The organism is Deefgea rivuli DSM 18356 (genome assembly GCF_000620145.1).
In the GTDB taxonomy this organism is placed as follows: domain Bacteria; phylum Pseudomonadota; class Gammaproteobacteria; order Burkholderiales; family Chitinibacteraceae; genus Deefgea; species Deefgea rivuli.
Genome location: NZ_JHVM01000017.1, coordinates 20,489 through 36,032, shown reverse-complemented (window position 1 = coordinate 36,032; position 15,544 = coordinate 20,489). Strand labels below are relative to the sequence as shown.

The window sequence follows — 15,544 nt, the reverse complement described above, 5'->3', positions numbered from 1 at the left end:
AACAGCAATGGCTGTATGGCAATACCCATCGTATTAAATACGGCTCACAAATGGATAATCGACTTCAGGTTTTCGCCCTGCGATCAAATCGGTAATCGCCTGCGCCGAGCCACAGCATTCAGTCCAGCCCAAGGTTCCGTGGCCGGTATTGAGCCACAAACTCGGAAAGCGCGTTTGCCCGATATAAGGCAGATTCCCTGGTGTTGCAGGCCTTAGACCCGTCCAAAATTCAGCCGCGGCGTAATCCATGCCTTCCGGGAAAATTTGGCTGGTTCGATCAATCAAGGCTTTGCAGCGAGTTGGATTCAAATCCAAATTGTAGCCATTAAATTCCGCCGTCCCCGCCACCCGCAGGCGATCACCCAAGCGAGAAAACACCAATTTATAGCCATCGTCGGTCAAGCTCACCGTCGGCGCGCACGATGGATCTATCACCGGAATCGTCGCTGAATAACCTTTTGCGGGATAAATATCCAGCGTAATGCCCAGCGGCTGTAAATGCTGTGGGCTGTAACTGCCCAAGCAAACCACAATCGCATCCGCCGTCAGCCGCTCAACGCCTTCCGCAATACTGGAAACACGCACTGCTTTTACATCGTCGCCTTCCCGCTCCAAGGCTTCAATCGCGCAATCGTAGCGAAACTCAACGCCCAGCGCAGCGCAGCGCTCGGCTAATTCATTGGTAAATTGCCGCGCATCGCCCGATTCATCGCTCGGCGTATAGGTGCCACCGACAATCGGAAAGCGCGATTGCGCCAAAGCAGGTTCAATCTTCAAGCATTCTGCGGCCGTTTTAACTTGCCGATCCAAGCCGACCTCGCGCATCAAAGCCGCAGCCGGAATCGCCGCAGCGTACTCAGCAGGGTCCGTGTAATAGTGCAAAATACCTTCAGTACGCTGCTGATAAACCACACCCGTTTTTTGGCGTAAATCTTGCAAAGTTGCACGACTATACAAACCCAATCTAACTAGATTTTGTAAATTCGCTTTAGCCTTGGCTTGCGTGCATTGCTGCAAAAAGCGCAATCCCCAACGCCATTGATGCCAATCGAGTTTGAGCCGGAACAATAGCGGTGCGTCCTCTTCACCTAACCATTGCAATGTTTTCCACGGCGCTTTGGGATTCGCCCAAGGCTCGGCATGGCACACCGAAATTTGCCCGCCGTTGGCGTAGCTCGTTTCTCGCGCGGGCTCTTGAGCGCGCTCAATCACGGTTACTTCATGCCCTTCTTGCGCCAAAAACCAAGCGCTCGTCACGCCAATCACGCCTGCTCCTAGAATGATAATTTTCATTCGACGGCCCTCCCAAGGCTGCTTTTTATCTTACTATTATGCCTTGCAAGAGCACTGCTCGACTTGAGATTGTGGATTTTTAATGCGGCAGATCAAAGCGAATGTGTTGGATGAAATCGCAAACATACAATGAGCGGTGTGTAATCCAGAAACTATGTTTTAAACTGTACAATCGAGAAAATTAATTCAATAGAAAAAAGCATTAATGAAACTGTCTTTACGCTCAGCAGTGATTTTGGCAATTTTAATTGGCCTGTGCCTTCCTGCCACCATCACAGGCTATATCAGCCTGCAATACGAGCTGCAGACTGTAAAAAGTCAGATCACGCGCGACCATCAACGCCTCAGCGATGTGCTGGCGCTCGGTATGCAAGAGCCGCTGTGGAATTTATCGCCCGAATCGGGCCGCCCCTTGCTGGAATCCTTGATGAGTGATGAGCGCATTGTGCGTATCACCATTAACGACAATAATCTCGGTACTTTTCTTGCAACTCAACAAGCTGAGCGCGCCTTAGGTAATGTTGCGGCACTATCTCGCCCCGTGATTAAACAAGGCAATACCATCGGGATTGTGACCGTTGAATTTGCTGACGGCATCACGATTCAGAGCATTAGCCGTAAACTACGAACTTATTTATTTGCCGTCGTGATTCAAGTTATTTTTAGCTTGGCGCTGATCTTATTCTTACTCAATTCGCGCGTTTTACGCCCACTAGAAAAACTGACCCAACAATCCCAGTTACTCGCCGATCGCCAGCTTAGCCAAGCTTTTATTTGGCAAAGGGATGATGAATTGGGACAGCTAGGTCACTCTTTAGAATCGACTCGGCAAGCACTACATCATTTAATCGGCACGCTGGAGCAGAAAAATGTTCAGCTTGAAGCTGATTTAATCAGCCGCCAGCAAATCGAATCAGCACTGCGAGTCAGCCAAGATCGTTTCCGGCGCTTAGTCGAATCAACACGCTTAATCCCATGGGATGCACGCCCTGAAGAATGGCGCTTCACCTATGTCGGCCCACAAGCTGAGCAATTGCTTGGTTTCCCGATTTCAGTTTGGTATAGCGAAGCATTTTTAAGTAATTATTTGCATCCCGACGATAGACATCTAGCCTATCCACTATTTGCCGAGCAAATGGCCATTGGCCAAGTCCATGAGTTTGAGTGCCGCTTACTCTCGGCCAATGGCAAAGAAGTCTGGGTGCATTTCTTGGCCACAGTCAGTAATGACGAAAGCGGTCGGCCGCATTTGCAGGGCTTTTTATTTGATATCAGCAACCGCAAGCAAAATGAATTACAGCTCGAACAATATCGCCATCATCTTGAAGATGTCGTCGAAAATCGCTCGCGTGCACTAGTAGCCTCGAATCACGAGCTGGAAATTCTGACCGGATCGATTGCACAAGATCTACGCTCTCCACTCAAAACCATTGAAGGATTTAGCCAAGTATTGCTAGATGATTATCGTGAAAAACTCGATGGCAATGCCCGCAATTACTTACTGCGTATTCGCAGCAGCGTTTTAGCAATGGCCAATCGGATTGAAGACCTACTGATGCTACAAGAATTATCGCGTAGCGAGTTGCGCCGAGAAAACATCAATCTCAGCGCAATGGCACGAGATATTATGGAAGAAATCACGCTACTCCAAACCGAGCGAGCCGTGCAATTAGTCATCCCAGAAACTATTTACGCCGATGCCGACGCGCATTTAATCCGCATCGCTTTATACAACTTCTTTGAAAATGCCTGGAAATTTGCCAAATCCGATGTCGAAACTTATATCGAATTGGGCAGCACTAAGGTCAATGGCCAACAAGTTTTTTTCATCGCTGACCATGGCATTGGCTTTGACCCTGAGCAAGCCAAACGGCTATTTACGCCCTTCCTGCGCCTGCATTCTCACGAGCAACACAGTGGCAGCGGCATTGGCCTCACTGTCGCGCAACGGATTATCAGTCGCCACAATGGGCATATCTGGGCCAAGTCAACGCCCGGCGAAGGCGCTACTTTCTATTTCACGCTACCAAGCAGCAACACTGCTCACTCGGTTTAAATATTCAATAGAATGCTTGCAAAAAAGAACGATTGTTCTATAATAAGCTTCATCACTCTACTCACTGGGACACCGATTCATGGACGATAATAAAAGCAAAGCGCTTGCCGCCGCATTAGCACAAATCGAACGCCAGTTTGGTAAAGGCGCCATCATGAAAATGGGCGACAACCAAATTGAAAATGATCTGCAAGTGGTCTCGACAGGCTCGCTCGGCTTAGATCTAGCCTTAGGTGTCGGTGGTCTACCCCGTGGGCGGATTGTTGAGATTTTCGGGCCAGAATCCTCAGGTAAAACCACGCTGTGTTTGCACGTCGTTGCTGAAGTGCAAAAACTCGGTGGCGTTGCTGCCTATATCGATGCAGAAAATGCACTTGATCCAATCTACGCGCAAAAACTCGGCGTAAATGTTTCAGACATGCTGATTTCTCAGCCAGATACTGGTGAACAAGGCCTAGAAATCTGCGATATGTTGGTCCGCTCTGGCGGCGTCGATATTATCGTGATCGACTCTGTGGCTGCACTAACGCCAAAAGCCGAAATCGAAGGCGAAATGGGCGATGTGCATGTCGGCTTGCAAGCCCGCTTAATGAGTCAAGCACTGCGCAAATTAACAGGCAATATTAAACGCACCAATACCTTAGTGATTTTCATTAATCAATTGCGGATGAAAATTGGCAATATGATGCCAGGGCAAAGCCCAGAAACCACTACCGGTGGTAATGCACTCAAATTTTATGCCTCAGTTCGCCTCGACATTCGCCGGATCGGCGCGGTAAAAAAAGGCGAAGATGTGATTGGCAATCAAACCAAAGTTAAAGTGGCAAAAAATAAAGTCGCACCTCCGTTCCGTGTGATCACATTTGATATTTTGTACGGCGAAGGTATTTCCCGCGAAGGTGAAATCATTGAGCAAGGCGTTACACACAAGATTGTTGAAAAAGCTGGTGCTTGGTACAGTTATAACGGTAATAAGATCGGGCAAGGCTTGGAAAATTCACGCCAATATTTGAAAGACAATCCTGAAGTGGCTCAAGATATCGCCCGCAAAGTACGCGAGAAAATGAGCGGTGCAGCACTACCGATTGAAATGGAAAAGAGCACTGATGGCGATAGCGCCGCAGAGTAACCCAAAATGGCCACTTCTCTAAGTGGCCATTTTTTTGAGCCCGACACAAATGATCTCCATCCGCAACAAAGCACTGCAATTACTCAGTCGGCGCGACCACTCCAGAAAAGAACTCCAACAGAAATTAGCGCTTTCATATCCTGATTTGCCCTTAGAAGAAATCAATGCCGTCTTAGACAACTTCATCCAATTAGGCTGGCAATCTGATGCTCGATTTGCTGAGCAATGGGTGTATTACCGCAGCCAGCGCTATGGCCAACAGCGCCTTAGGCACGAGTTGTATGAAAAAGGCATTGATAGTGAAATCATCAATCAAGTACTCACCGAAGTCATCGATGATGAAGAAACCGCAGCACGTGCAATATGGCAAAAAAAATTCCCCATTCCGCCCCGTAATATCAATGAACGCGCAAAACAGCTGCGCTATCTCGCCAGTCGTGGCTTTAGCCTTCACGTAATTTATGCGGTTGTTAGTGAAACTAATGAGGATGAGATGCTCTAAATTTCTCCGCCTAAACTGGAAAAAACAGGCATTCACTGCTATGAAGTAAGATGGCTACCGCAAGTAGAGCGCCATTTCTATCATTCAATTCGACCAAAAAATTGGGTGGCTCGACTCATAGTAAGGAGCCAAATAAGATGATTGTTGATGATGAACATATTCAGTTTGCCGATGAGAATACCAGCGAAGCAGAGCCTGAATTAGAGTGGCGCGTGCTAATCGTTGACGATGAGCCCGACGTTCATCTCACCACCGAATTTGCATTAAAAAACGCGATTATTGTCGATAGAAAAATAGAATTTCTGCACGCCTATAGCGGTAGCGAAGCAATCAAACTCCTCGCGCGAGAGCATGATATTGCAGTAGTTTTACTCGATGTCGTGATGGAAAGCGATGAGGATGGTTTAGAAGTCGCAAAACAAATTCGCAATCAGCTTAATCTACAAGATGTGCGGATTATTTTGCGAACTGGACATCCTGGTTACGCCCCTGAATTTCAAGTCATTCGCGACTATGCAATCAATGATTATAAAAACAAGGCTGAGTTAACGCAAAATCGTTTACTCACAATAATGACCACCGCCATCCGCTCCTATCAGCAGATCAGAACCATTAATAGCAGTCGGCGTGGTTTGGAAATGATTATTGAAGCATCCGCATCGCTCTTTGAGCGACGCTCAATTGATTCTTTCTCGTATGCCGTTTTAAATCAGATTGCTAGCCTACTCTCGCTCCCCTCCGAAGGTTTAATCTGCAACCGCATCCTGAAGCGAAGAGGAAAAAAACCGCAATATGAATGGCAGATTTTAGCCAGCACTGGGCATTTTTCAGGTGTCACCACCGAATTATTGACGCAAAACCATAGCCTAGAAATCGCCAACACCATTGAACATACTTTGCGCTCAAAAACATCGCTGTATGAAAATAACTTCGTGATTCTGTATCTTTCAAGGCCGGCTGATGAAGATACCGCAATTTACCTACGTACCAATCGGCAGCTCACGCTTACAGAACGCCAGCTACTTGAAGTCTTCTCTGCCAATATCGCCGTCGGCTTTGAAAATTTAACGCTGTTCAAGCAAATGCAAGATTTGGCGTTTATCGACCCGCTGTGTCACATTTCCAATCGAACCCAATTTGTGGCGCAGCTCAATCAGTTGTATTTAAAAAAACAGGCTCAAATCGTTTTACTGATTGATATTGATCATTTTTCGCAGATCAATGATGCATTGGGGCATCTGATTGGCGATCAATTGCTACAAAGTATTGTGCAAAGAATTAAGTCCTCTATCAAAGAAACACTGATTCTAGCGCGTGTTGCAATCGATGTATTTGCTTTAGCTGGGCAAATTTCCGACGATGAAATTCGCTCTATTATCGGCATTTTTACATTGCCATTTTCTGTTGCTTCGCACCAACTGCGCGTTCACGTGACGGTCGCCGCCGCCAATATTCTGGATACTGATCCATCAGGGATTGGCTGCCTAAAAGACGTAACGATTGCACTAAACCAAGCCAAAAAATTTAATCGCGGTGGTCTACTTTGGTATTCGCCATCGATGAGCCGCGCTTCCAAACAACGCCTTGACCTGCTCCATGATCTTGAAAATGCCATTAAGCATGAAGAGCTGACAGTTTTTTATCAGCCACAAATCAATCTCGCAACAGGCTATGTGATTGGTGTTGAAGCTTTAGTGCGCTGGCCACAGCCAGATGGTGGCTTTATTTCGCCAGATCAATTTATTCCCTTAGCCGAACAATCCGGACTGATTATCGAGCTAGGCTCCTTTGTCCTAGAAACTGTCTGTAAGCAGCTCAGTGTATGGCGCAAAGAGGGCTTAGATGATCTAACTATGGCACTCAATGTATCCATGATCCAATTTAACCATCCCGGCCTGATCGAGCAATTATCGTCGGCTATTTTGCGCTATGAAATTCCTGCGGGCTTATTAGAAGTAGAAATCACCGAGTCGGTCGCGATGCAAAACCCTGAAGCGGTCATTTACACCATAGAACAGCTGAAAAATTTGGGAATCAAACTGGCTATCGACGATTTTGGTACTGGCTTTTCATCACTGGCCTATTTGCAAAAACTCAAAGCCGATCGCTTAAAAATCGACCGCGCTTTTGTCCGCAATATGGCATTGAATAATAGCGATAGCAGTATTGCTGAAATGGTCATTAATTTGGGGCATAAACTCGGGATTAGTGTTATTGCTGAAGGGGTTGAATTTCCGCAGCAAGCCAGTATTTTACGAACCTTGGGTTGCGATGAAGCGCAAGGATTTATGTTTGCGAAGCCAGCACCCGCCAATTCGTTATCATTGTGGTTTAAAGAAACTGGGCGCTACGTTGCAGTGTGACCTAACGGGTATATCGTTAAAATCATTTATTTTTAAAGCCTACAGCAATATACCTAGCCATTAAATCAATACACGATAAACCATAAAAAACGCCCGCATACGCGGGCGTTGCTGGATATTGAGACCAAACTCAGACTTAACGAGAAATAGGCTTATAGCGAATCCGTTTCGGTTTCGCGCCCTCTTCACCCAAGCGTTTTTTCTTATCGGCTTCGTATTCTTGATAGTTACCGTCAAAGAAATTCCATTGCGAATTACCTTCAGCCGCCAAGATATGCGTCGCAATCCGATCCAAAAACCAGCGATCATGCGAAATCACAAATACAGTACCGGCAAATTCCAGCAATGCGTCTTCCAAGGCGCGCAGCGTTTCCACATCCAAGTCATTCGACGGCTCATCGAGCAGCAGCACATTACCGCCTTTCAACAGCGTTTTAGCTAAATGCAAACGACCGCGCTCACCACCGGATAAATTACCGACGAGCTTGGCTTGATCCGCGCCTTTAAAGTTAAAGCGACCCAAGTAAGCACGGCTGCTCATTTCAAATTTGCCGACGTTAATCACATCGTGGCCGCCAGAAACATCTTGGAATACGGTTTTTTCGTTTTCCAGACCTTCACGGCTTTGCTCAACAAACGCCATTTGCACCGTTTGGCCGATTTCAACTTCACCGCTATCTGGCGCTTCTTTACCTGCGATCATTTTAAACAGCGTTGATTTACCGGCACCATTAGGGCCGATAATACCGACAATCGCGCCAGCGGGTACGTTAAAGCTTAAATCATCGATCAATAGACGGTCACCAAAAGCTTTGGTTACGCCTTTAAATTCAATCACTTTATCGCCCAAACGCTCTGCAACCGGAATAAAAATTTCCTGAGTTTCATTGCGTTTTTGGTGCTCAAAGCTGCTCAGCTCTTCAAAGCGTGCAATACGCGCTTTCGATTTAGCTTGGCGGCCTTTTGGATTTTGACGAACCCATTCCAATTCTTTGTGCAACGCTTTTTGGCGCGCAGATTCTTGCGACTCTTCAACTTTTAGGCGCTCTTCTTTCTTTTGTAGCCAAGTTGAATAATTGCCTTCCCATGGAATACCGTGTCCGCGATCCAGCTCCAAAATCCACTCAGCGGCGTTATCGAGGAAATAGCGATCATGCGTTACGGCGACCACAGTGCCTGGGAAGCGCACCAAGAATTGCTCTAGCCATTCCACTGATTCGGCATCCAAGTGATTGGTTGGCTCATCGAGCAGCAACATATCTGGCTTAGACAATAGCAATTTGCACAGTGCAACGCGGCGTTTCTCACCACCGGATAGCTGCCCAACAATTGCATCCCACTCTGGCAGGCGCAAAGCGTCGGCGGCGATTTCGAGTTGCAATTCAATATTATCGCCAGCACCGGCAGAAATAATCGCTTCAAGACGGCCTTGCTCTTCAGCTAGCGCGTCAAAGTCTGCGCCTTCTTCAGCGTAAGCTGAATATACGGCTTCCAGTTTGGCCTGCGCTTCAAACACTTCACCCAAGCCACTTTCAACTTCTTGGCGCACGGTATTGGTCGCGGTTAATTCAGGCTCTTGTGCCAAATAACCGATTTTGATGTTTGGGAGATGTTGTACATCACCTTCAAATTCTTTATCTACACCGGCCATGATTTTCAACACAGTCGATTTACCCGAGCCATTCAAACCCAGCAAACCAATTTTTGCGCCGGGGAAGAAAGACAGAGAAATGTCTTTAATAATTTGACGTTTCGGCGGAACAATTTTGCTCACACGGAGCATAGACATCACATACTGAGCCATTCAACACACCCTAAAACTAGTGAAAATAGATAGGCAAGAGTTTAACAGGCTGGGTAGTGGGAGCGCTATCTTTAGCGCTGAGGAAGGTTTAATTCAATTTCGACACAAATTGCAGGTATTTGCTTCTAGACATTACTCAATAATAGCTAGAAGCAAATACCCACACAGTTGATCACAGCCGATTTATTTCACAATAATGCTAGCCCGCATACCTGCATCAAAATGCCCTGGCACCAAGCACGCGACATAGAATGTACCAGGCTGAGTAAATTTCCATTTGATGTAGGCCGTTTCACCCGCTTTGGCGCTGATCGATTTCGGATCGTCATGCTCCATATCAGGGTGCATTTTCATCATTTCAGCGTGTTTTTGTAACTCTGGCAGACTACCCAATACCGCTTCATGTTTTAACTGTCCATCATTTTTGAAAGCCAAAGTCACCGCTTCGCCGCGTTTAATCTGAATCACATTCGGCGTGTACTTCATCATGTCGCTCATACTAATTTGCACCGTACGAGTCGTTTTTTTAGCTGGTTCACCCATCGGGTCATGCCCATCCTGATGGTCACCACTAGCCCAAGTAGCACACGCGGTTATAAGCATTGCAATAGCCAGCTTGGTATTTATCGCTTTAAACATTAATCTTGCCTCCTCATGAGCGAAAACGCTCCATCTCTGACAGCAAGGTGAGGTCTAAAGTTCGATTGATCTTAGTACGCCCCACCTAAAGCTAAAATTTCCACATCATCCGCCGCACGTAGCGCAGCATCCTCAGCAACAACACCATATTGTGCATCTTGCTCAGCAATCGCAATTCGATGCGTCATTCTGCCGATGTGGGTGATTGTACCTTGGCCATCGCTAATCACGTACAGACCTAAAAATCGTTGGGCAATTTGACGTAGCTCAGCAGGAAAACGCAGTACATCACGCGACGATAACAACCGCGCAGCTCCGCGACCTGTTGCTGGCACTAAGCACTCCAACAAACGGATTGGCAGTTGCAAAGTATGTTGTTGCAATAGCGCTTGGTCTGATACTCGAAAACGAATCGTCATGATGGCTTCTCTTTGTAGAACGTACGTTCACAATACAAGACGACGCTTCAATTTACAAGCCAAAAAAGAACGATTGTTCTACAAAAACAACAAAGGCGATCTAGCCGCCTTTGTTTAATTTTATTGCTTCGGGGTATATGCCAGTAGTATTGATAAATCAAGGCCTACCTTCATATACCCATAGAGCCTAATTTATTGTTCTAATAGTGCTTTTTTCAATTTATCAGGAATATTCGACAGTACCAGCGTATCGGTATGTTTATCGTAAATCACCGCGCCCGAGCGCAGACTGGCGCGATCAAATTCGAGCTTCCACTCCGGCGCAGCGGCTTTAAAGCGCATTAGCGGTTTAATCGCGCGGCGATCGGGTACAAAGCCATCCATCAAGCCCAAATCCTCATGTTGCAGCACATCTTGCAGCGCTTGTGGCGCGTCGGGGAAAATTTGACTGGCGACATCAGCCAGATTGACCTCACCTTGATCGTTGCCCATTTCGTCGAGCAAGCTGTGCGCGCGTTGATAAACTTCGTCACGGTCTTGCGCGCTCAACGCTTGTTGCTCAATAAATTGCTCCAAACCTTTGACGAGTTTTTGCGTTTCTTTCAGCGGCGTAACCATATCGTTGCAACCGAGAAACAGCTTGAAATACGCCGCCACGTCGCCACGCCCGCGCAAAAAACTTACATAGCGCTCACCGCCCGCCTGCCACACACCTAAATCAATTCGGCCTGCGACGCGCAAATGATCCATATCGAGATGAATACTGTCTTCGACCTGCATTTCGCCATTCACCGCCGTGCCAATCACTTCGCTGACGAGGGCGACAAACACAAAATCCATCGCCGCATTTTGCACGCGTGCGATCAAGACATAGCCGCCATTGGCTTCAGGCTCTTGCTCGGCGCGTACTTGCAAATGCGCCAACAATTGCTGCGAAAAACTCAGGAAATTAGCGTCATCCAAATAGCGGCGCACGAGTGCTGGCATTGGATATTCATGCTCATCTTCTTCAAACTTGCCAAAACCTTTGCCATTGCGCGTGCCGTACAGCTGGCACAGATGATCGACCAAGCGTTGTGCGGCGCTGTTAATCGGCATTTCTGCCGCGCTCAGGGCGACGCGTGCTGGGCCGTTCGGCTCTTTGTGCAATTGATGAATAATGAGATTTTGAATGGTATTAGGAGTGATTGACATGCCGTGACCTTAAAAACAGATCCGGCATTATCCCATTGAATTGACTTAAGTACTCATGCAAAAGTTGTATGGCAAAGGGCGCCACTGGCAGTACTGATTCATGCGAATCAGAAAATACGATGCAAAATTGCTTGCCTATGTGTGCTGCATATCTGTTGTGACCGTTTCATCCATAGCGTCATGCTCAAAGGTGCGCGCATCCGATTGCAAGGCTTTCAAGACTTTATAACAATCCTCGATATGTGCATTGCCCAGCATACGCATCGCGCCATAGCTAATACCTGCGGCAATTGCTGAGCCCAAAAAAGGCACGAACTTCGCAGCTTGCTTGCTGGCCATGCGCACGCCAATGCGCTTAAACGCTAGCACCAGCAATTCTTTGGTCATATATTTGCCCACTAGGCTACTGCCCAGCGAGCTAGCAATAACAAAAATACGCTGTGTTAATTTCGGGTCGAGCTGCTCAATATCACGCGGGGTGAGCGCAAATTTATCGTTAATCAGCTCGATCATTTGCTTCATGATCGCAATATCCGCACCAACATCAAAGCCTGGAATCGGCACAACAGCTAATGCGCCCGATACCATCGCTCGTTTCGCGACCAGCGCACGGCATTCAGTTCGAATTTGCTCTATTTCAGCCAAAGTCATAGCACGCATGCGTCGCTCTTTTTATTGAACATCAAAATGAATAGAGGGAGAAATGAGGGTTTAGTTCAAAAAATAAAGGGTATGAACAGCTAAGCTTTGATAGGCAAGGTCTGAAACTAAATACCCTTAAGTAGCTGCCACTTACCATTGAGTAAACCTTCGATGGGGCGGTATTGGGTTTTATATTCCATTTTGCGACAATCTTTAATCCAATAACCCAAATACACATATTTCAAACCCAATTGCTTGGCCAGCCCCACTTGCCACAGCACATTGAAAACGCCGAGGCTGCGTGTGGCCATATCGGGATCAAAAAAGGTATACACCGAGGAAACGCCATCATCAAGTTGATCGATCAAGCTCACCATCCGCACGACACCATTTTCGCTAAATTCCGCCAAAAAACTCGCCACTTGGCTTTTTAGAATAAAGCCTTCGTATTGTTCACGGCCATCTTGATCCATACCACCACCGCTATGCCGCGACTGCTGGTAACGCTGATACAAAGCGAAATGCTCATCACGATATTCCAATTCCATAATGCGAATTTTGAGTGATTCATTACGCTTTAAGGTACGGCGCTGTGTACGATTCGCTTCAAACAATGCCACAGGTAAACGCACTGCGACGCAGGCTTGGCAATGATCACACCAAGGCCGATAGACAAATGCGCCACTGCGGCGAAAGCCTTGCAAGACCAATTGGCTATAGGCGCCGGATGAAATGAGTTCAGAAGGAACGGCCACTTGTGAGCGAGCTTCAAGCTCGGGCAAATAGCTACAGGGATAAGGCGCGGTGGCATAAAACTGCAATTGAACCGTATGCTTGCGAAATGTATCGTTCATGCGACACCTACCTAAACTAAGCGTTCGTATGGCAATATTGCCAAGGCCCTAGCAAATTGGGCTCATCCAGCAGAGTTTTCAGCTTAGCAATAAATTCGTCACGAGTAATCTCTCTAGCGCCAAAACGCGCTAAATGATCGGTATACATCTGGCAGTCGATCATTTGGTAGCCCTGCGCTTGCAGCCATTGCACTGCGTGGACGAAGGCAATTTTAGACGCATCCGAGCGACGGGCGAACATCGATTCGCCATAAAACATTTTACCGATCGCCATGCCGTACAAGCCGCCGACCAGCTCGTCGTCCATCCAACATTCAAAGCTGTGCGCAAATCCAGCTTCATGCAAAGCGGTATACGCCGCTAACATCTCATCACTAATCCAAGTGCCGCTTTCAGTACCGCGTGGCGCAGCACAAGCTTGCATCACGGCAGAAAACGCAGTGTCAAAAGTGATTTTGTACACGCGATTTCGTACGACTTTCTGCAATGATTTCGGTACGAGCAACTCATCTGGATAGAGCACCATCCGTGGACTCGGACTCCACCACAGGATGGGCTCACCTGGCATAAACCAAGGAAATATCCCACGTCGATACGCAGCTAAAATCCGCTGCGGCGATAAATCGCCCCCTGCCGCAAGTAGGCCATTGGGCTCATGCAAAGCCAATCCCAATGGCGGGAACTCGTAACGATGATCAAGCCAAGGAATCATAAGTAGCAGCGCAAGCCAGTGTTATTTTTTTTGTTTCAGTTGACACGCTTTACAGATGCCATAGATATACATTTCGTGATCTTGAATATCAAAACCATGCTTGGCTGCAATTGCATCTTGGCGAGCTTCAATTTCTGGATCGAAAAACTCTTCGACGCCACCGCATTTCACGCAGACCAAATGATCGTGATGCTCATCTTGTTTTAGCTCGAAAACAGCTTTGCCAGTTTCAAAGTGATGGCGCTCCAAGATCCCAGCCTGCTCAAACTGCGTTAACACGCGATAAACCGTTGCCAAACCAACATCAATTTCTTCCACCAACAGCATGCGGTACACGTCTTCGGCAGTTAGATGGCGCTCTTCACTGGTTTCAAAAAGATTCAAAATCTTCAACCGTGGACCCGTCGCCTTCAATCCCATGCCTTTTAATTCAGCAGCTTTGCTCATTGTTCTTTCCTTCTTTGTTCCCCAACCGTGCGGGAGTTACACAATACGGTTATGATATAGCGTTTCCCGGTGACGCGCACCGGCATCCACGAGCGAATCGAACCAAGATGAAGGCCAGACTACTAACTGCATTTGTGACTGGCAGCCTGTTATTAAGCGGCTGCAGCGTCGTTAATTTCCTAACGCCCTATAAACTAGACATTCCACAAGGCAATGAAGTCACTGCCAATCAAGTGGCGCTCTTGCGCGAAGGGATGACCCGTGCCCAAGTTCGTTTCGTATTGGGTACGCCACTATTAACCGACCCTTTTCATAAAGATCGTTGGGATTATATCTACCGCGATAGCCGCGCGGGTGTCGTCAGAGAATCGCATGATTTTGTAGTGTTCTTTAATGACAACAGCCTAGTTCGTTGGGAAGGGACTTACTTACCCGATCCAAAAGCGGCACCAGTAGAGAAAACACGTCCGCTCGCCCCTGAAAGCGACTTAATGTCAATGCCAGCCAATCCAAGCAACCCTGATTCGAAACAAATCGAGGTGAAACCACTACTGAACGAGGGCTTTTAATTATGACAATTAAAATCGCCATCGCAGGTAGTAGTGGCCGCATGGGTCGTATGTTGATTGAAGCTGTACTTGGCGCGCCTGATGCCCAATTAGCCGTTGCACTCGACCGTACAGGCAGTGATGCAATTGGCTTAGACGCCACAGCTTATCTCGGCCAAACCAGCGGTGTCTTGATTACAGATGAACTCTCTGCACTGAAGAATGCCGATGTATTGATTGATTTCACGCGTCCGGAAGGCACACTAGAGCATTTGCAAGTGTGCCAGCAGCTCGGCGTCAAAATGATTATCGGTACGACCGGATTTGATGAAACGGGCCGCGCACTCATTCATACCGCCAGCCAAAATATTGCCATTGTCTCTGCTTACAATATGAGCATTGGCGTAAATTTGGTGTTTAAACTGCTTGAAGTCGCTGCCAGCGTGCTGCAACAAGGCTATGACGCAGAGATTGTTGAGATGCATCACAAACATAAAGTCGATGCACCATCGGGCACGGCAATTGCAATGGGTGAAGCCATTGCCAAAGCTTGGGATAAACCGCTCAACGACATCGCAACATGGTCTCGCGAAGGGATTACTGGCCCGCGTGAAAACGGCACGATTGGTTTTGCTGCGCTTCGTGGCGGCGATGTGATTGGTGACCATACAGTGGTGTTTGCTGGCGAAGGCGAGCGTATCGAAGTGACACATAAAGCGAGTAACCGCACGATTTATGCTCAAGGCAGCCTGCGTGCAGCGCGCTTTTTGGCACAACATCAGACCGGCCATTACGATATGCAAGAAGTACTGGGTTTAAAATAACTAATCAAGTAAAAATGCAGCACAATAAAAAACGAGGCTAAATTAGCCTCGTTTTTGTTACAGCCACTCAAATAGTAATACGGTAAAGCTCTAGAACTGCAAATTAAACAGCAAAAAT

The 15,544-nt window shown here is 47.3% G+C and carries 15 protein-coding genes; 6 read left to right on the top strand and 9 right to left on the bottom strand.

Going from position 1 to position 15,544, the window contains the following annotated elements:
• Positions 1–33: 33 nt before the first annotated feature.
• Positions 34–1,293: a D-amino acid dehydrogenase gene (locus tag Q320_RS0108690; protein ID WP_027468680.1), complete on the bottom strand. Its 1,260-nt coding sequence runs from the start codon at positions 1,291–1,293 to the stop codon at positions 34–36.
• A gap of 205 nt (positions 1,294–1,498) precedes the next feature.
• Here Q320_RS0108690 and Q320_RS20755 point away from each other — a divergent pair, with 205 nt between their 5' ends.
• The 4 genes from Q320_RS20755 (at position 1,499) to Q320_RS0108670 (ending at position 7,343) form a co-directional block, all read left to right on the top strand.
• A complete protein-coding gene (locus Q320_RS20755) occupies positions 1,499–3,349 on the top strand; it encodes a sensor histidine kinase (protein WP_027468679.1) in 1,851 nt (616 codons plus the stop codon).
• 79 nt (positions 3,350–3,428) lie between these two features.
• A complete protein-coding gene (recA, locus tag Q320_RS0108680; RefSeq protein WP_027468678.1) occupies positions 3,429–4,478 on the top strand; it encodes a recombinase RecA in 1,050 nt (349 codons plus the stop codon).
• A 49-nt stretch (positions 4,479–4,527) separates the two neighbouring features.
• Positions 4,528–4,980, top strand: a complete 453-nt coding sequence (gene recX, locus Q320_RS0108675) for a recombination regulator RecX (protein WP_035853255.1) — start codon at positions 4,528–4,530, stop codon at positions 4,978–4,980.
• 137 nt (positions 4,981–5,117) lie between these two features.
• Positions 5,118–7,343, top strand: a complete 2,226-nt coding sequence (locus Q320_RS0108670; RefSeq protein ID WP_027468676.1) for a two-component system response regulator — start codon at positions 5,118–5,120, stop codon at positions 7,341–7,343.
• A gap of 136 nt (positions 7,344–7,479) precedes the next feature.
• On the opposite strand, the gene ettA is transcribed toward Q320_RS0108670, so the two are convergent.
• From ettA to fur, 8 genes are all read right to left on the bottom strand, one after another.
• Positions 7,480–9,147, bottom strand: coding sequence for an energy-dependent translational throttle protein EttA (gene ettA, locus Q320_RS0108665; RefSeq protein WP_027468675.1), 1,668 nt, complete (start codon positions 9,145–9,147; stop codon positions 7,480–7,482).
• A gap of 183 nt (positions 9,148–9,330) precedes the next feature.
• The gene (locus Q320_RS0108660) at positions 9,331–9,786 is read right to left on the bottom strand and encodes a cupredoxin domain-containing protein (protein ID WP_027468674.1); all 456 of its coding nucleotides are present in this window, start codon (positions 9,784–9,786) and stop codon (positions 9,331–9,333) included.
• 71 nt (positions 9,787–9,857) lie between these two features.
• The gene (locus Q320_RS0108655; RefSeq protein ID WP_027468673.1) at positions 9,858–10,205 is read right to left on the bottom strand and encodes a hypothetical protein; all 348 of its coding nucleotides are present in this window, start codon (positions 10,203–10,205) and stop codon (positions 9,858–9,860) included.
• A 192-nt stretch (positions 10,206–10,397) separates the two neighbouring features.
• Complete coding sequence (locus tag Q320_RS0108650; RefSeq protein WP_027468672.1) at positions 10,398–11,399, bottom strand: nucleoid-associated protein; 1,002 nt, start codon at positions 11,397–11,399, stop codon at positions 10,398–10,400.
• 135 nt (positions 11,400–11,534) lie between these two features.
• On the bottom strand, positions 11,535–12,059 hold the full coding sequence (locus Q320_RS19135; protein WP_051534604.1) for a DUF697 domain-containing protein: 525 nt from the start codon (positions 12,057–12,059) through the stop codon (positions 11,535–11,537).
• A 107-nt stretch (positions 12,060–12,166) separates the two neighbouring features.
• Complete coding sequence (locus Q320_RS0108640) at positions 12,167–12,895, bottom strand: arginyltransferase (RefSeq protein ID WP_027468671.1); 729 nt, start codon at positions 12,893–12,895, stop codon at positions 12,167–12,169.
• A 16-nt stretch (positions 12,896–12,911) separates the two neighbouring features.
• Positions 12,912–13,607, bottom strand: coding sequence for a leucyl/phenylalanyl-tRNA--protein transferase (aat, locus tag Q320_RS0108635; protein ID WP_027468670.1), 696 nt, complete (start codon positions 13,605–13,607; stop codon positions 12,912–12,914).
• 21 nt (positions 13,608–13,628) lie between these two features.
• Complete coding sequence (gene fur / locus Q320_RS0108630; RefSeq protein WP_027468669.1) at positions 13,629–14,054, bottom strand: ferric iron uptake transcriptional regulator; 426 nt, start codon at positions 14,052–14,054, stop codon at positions 13,629–13,631.
• Positions 14,055–14,161: 107 nt separating this feature from the next.
• On the opposite strand from fur, the gene Q320_RS19130 reads away from it, so the two are divergent.
• On the top strand, positions 14,162–14,623 hold the full coding sequence (locus tag Q320_RS19130) for an outer membrane protein assembly factor BamE (RefSeq protein ID WP_084282503.1): 462 nt from the start codon (positions 14,162–14,164) through the stop codon (positions 14,621–14,623).
• Positions 14,623–15,426, top strand: coding sequence for a 4-hydroxy-tetrahydrodipicolinate reductase (gene dapB / locus Q320_RS0108620; protein ID WP_211251205.1), 804 nt, complete (start codon positions 14,623–14,625; stop codon positions 15,424–15,426). The genes Q320_RS19130 and dapB overlap by 1 nt, the downstream gene beginning before the upstream one ends.
• The last annotated feature ends 118 nt before the right edge of the window (positions 15,427–15,544 follow it).

Coding starts and splice junctions, on each gene's coding strand:
- Q320_RS0108670 (WP_027468676.1), top strand. CDS start 5,118: ATGATTGTTGATGATGAACATATTCAGTTTGCCGATGAGAATACCAGC.
- Q320_RS19130 (WP_084282503.1), top strand. CDS start 14,162: ATGAAGGCCAGACTACTAACTGCATTTGTGACTGGCAGCCTGTTATTA.
- Q320_RS0108640 (WP_027468671.1), bottom strand. CDS start 12,895: ATGAACGATACATTTCGCAAGCATACGGTTCAATTGCAGTTTTATGCC.
- recA (WP_027468678.1), top strand. CDS start 3,429: ATGGACGATAATAAAAGCAAAGCGCTTGCCGCCGCATTAGCACAAATC.
- ettA (WP_027468675.1), bottom strand. CDS start 9,147: ATGGCTCAGTATGTGATGTCTATGCTCCGTGTGAGCAAAATTGTTCCG.
- Q320_RS19135 (WP_051534604.1), bottom strand. CDS start 12,059: ATGCGTGCTATGACTTTGGCTGAAATAGAGCAAATTCGAACTGAATGC.
- Q320_RS0108660 (WP_027468674.1), bottom strand. CDS start 9,786: ATGTTTAAAGCGATAAATACCAAGCTGGCTATTGCAATGCTTATAACC.
- recX (WP_035853255.1), top strand. CDS start 4,528: ATGATCTCCATCCGCAACAAAGCACTGCAATTACTCAGTCGGCGCGAC.
- Q320_RS20755 (WP_027468679.1), top strand. CDS start 1,499: ATGAAACTGTCTTTACGCTCAGCAGTGATTTTGGCAATTTTAATTGGC.
- Q320_RS0108650 (WP_027468672.1), bottom strand. CDS start 11,399: ATGTCAATCACTCCTAATACCATTCAAAATCTCATTATTCATCAATTG.
- Q320_RS0108655 (WP_027468673.1), bottom strand. CDS start 10,205: ATGACGATTCGTTTTCGAGTATCAGACCAAGCGCTATTGCAACAACAT.
- aat (WP_027468670.1), bottom strand. CDS start 13,607: ATGATTCCTTGGCTTGATCATCGTTACGAGTTCCCGCCATTGGGATTG.
- fur (WP_027468669.1), bottom strand. CDS start 14,054: ATGAGCAAAGCTGCTGAATTAAAAGGCATGGGATTGAAGGCGACGGGT.
- Q320_RS0108690 (WP_027468680.1), bottom strand. CDS start 1,293: ATGAAAATTATCATTCTAGGAGCAGGCGTGATTGGCGTGACGAGCGCT.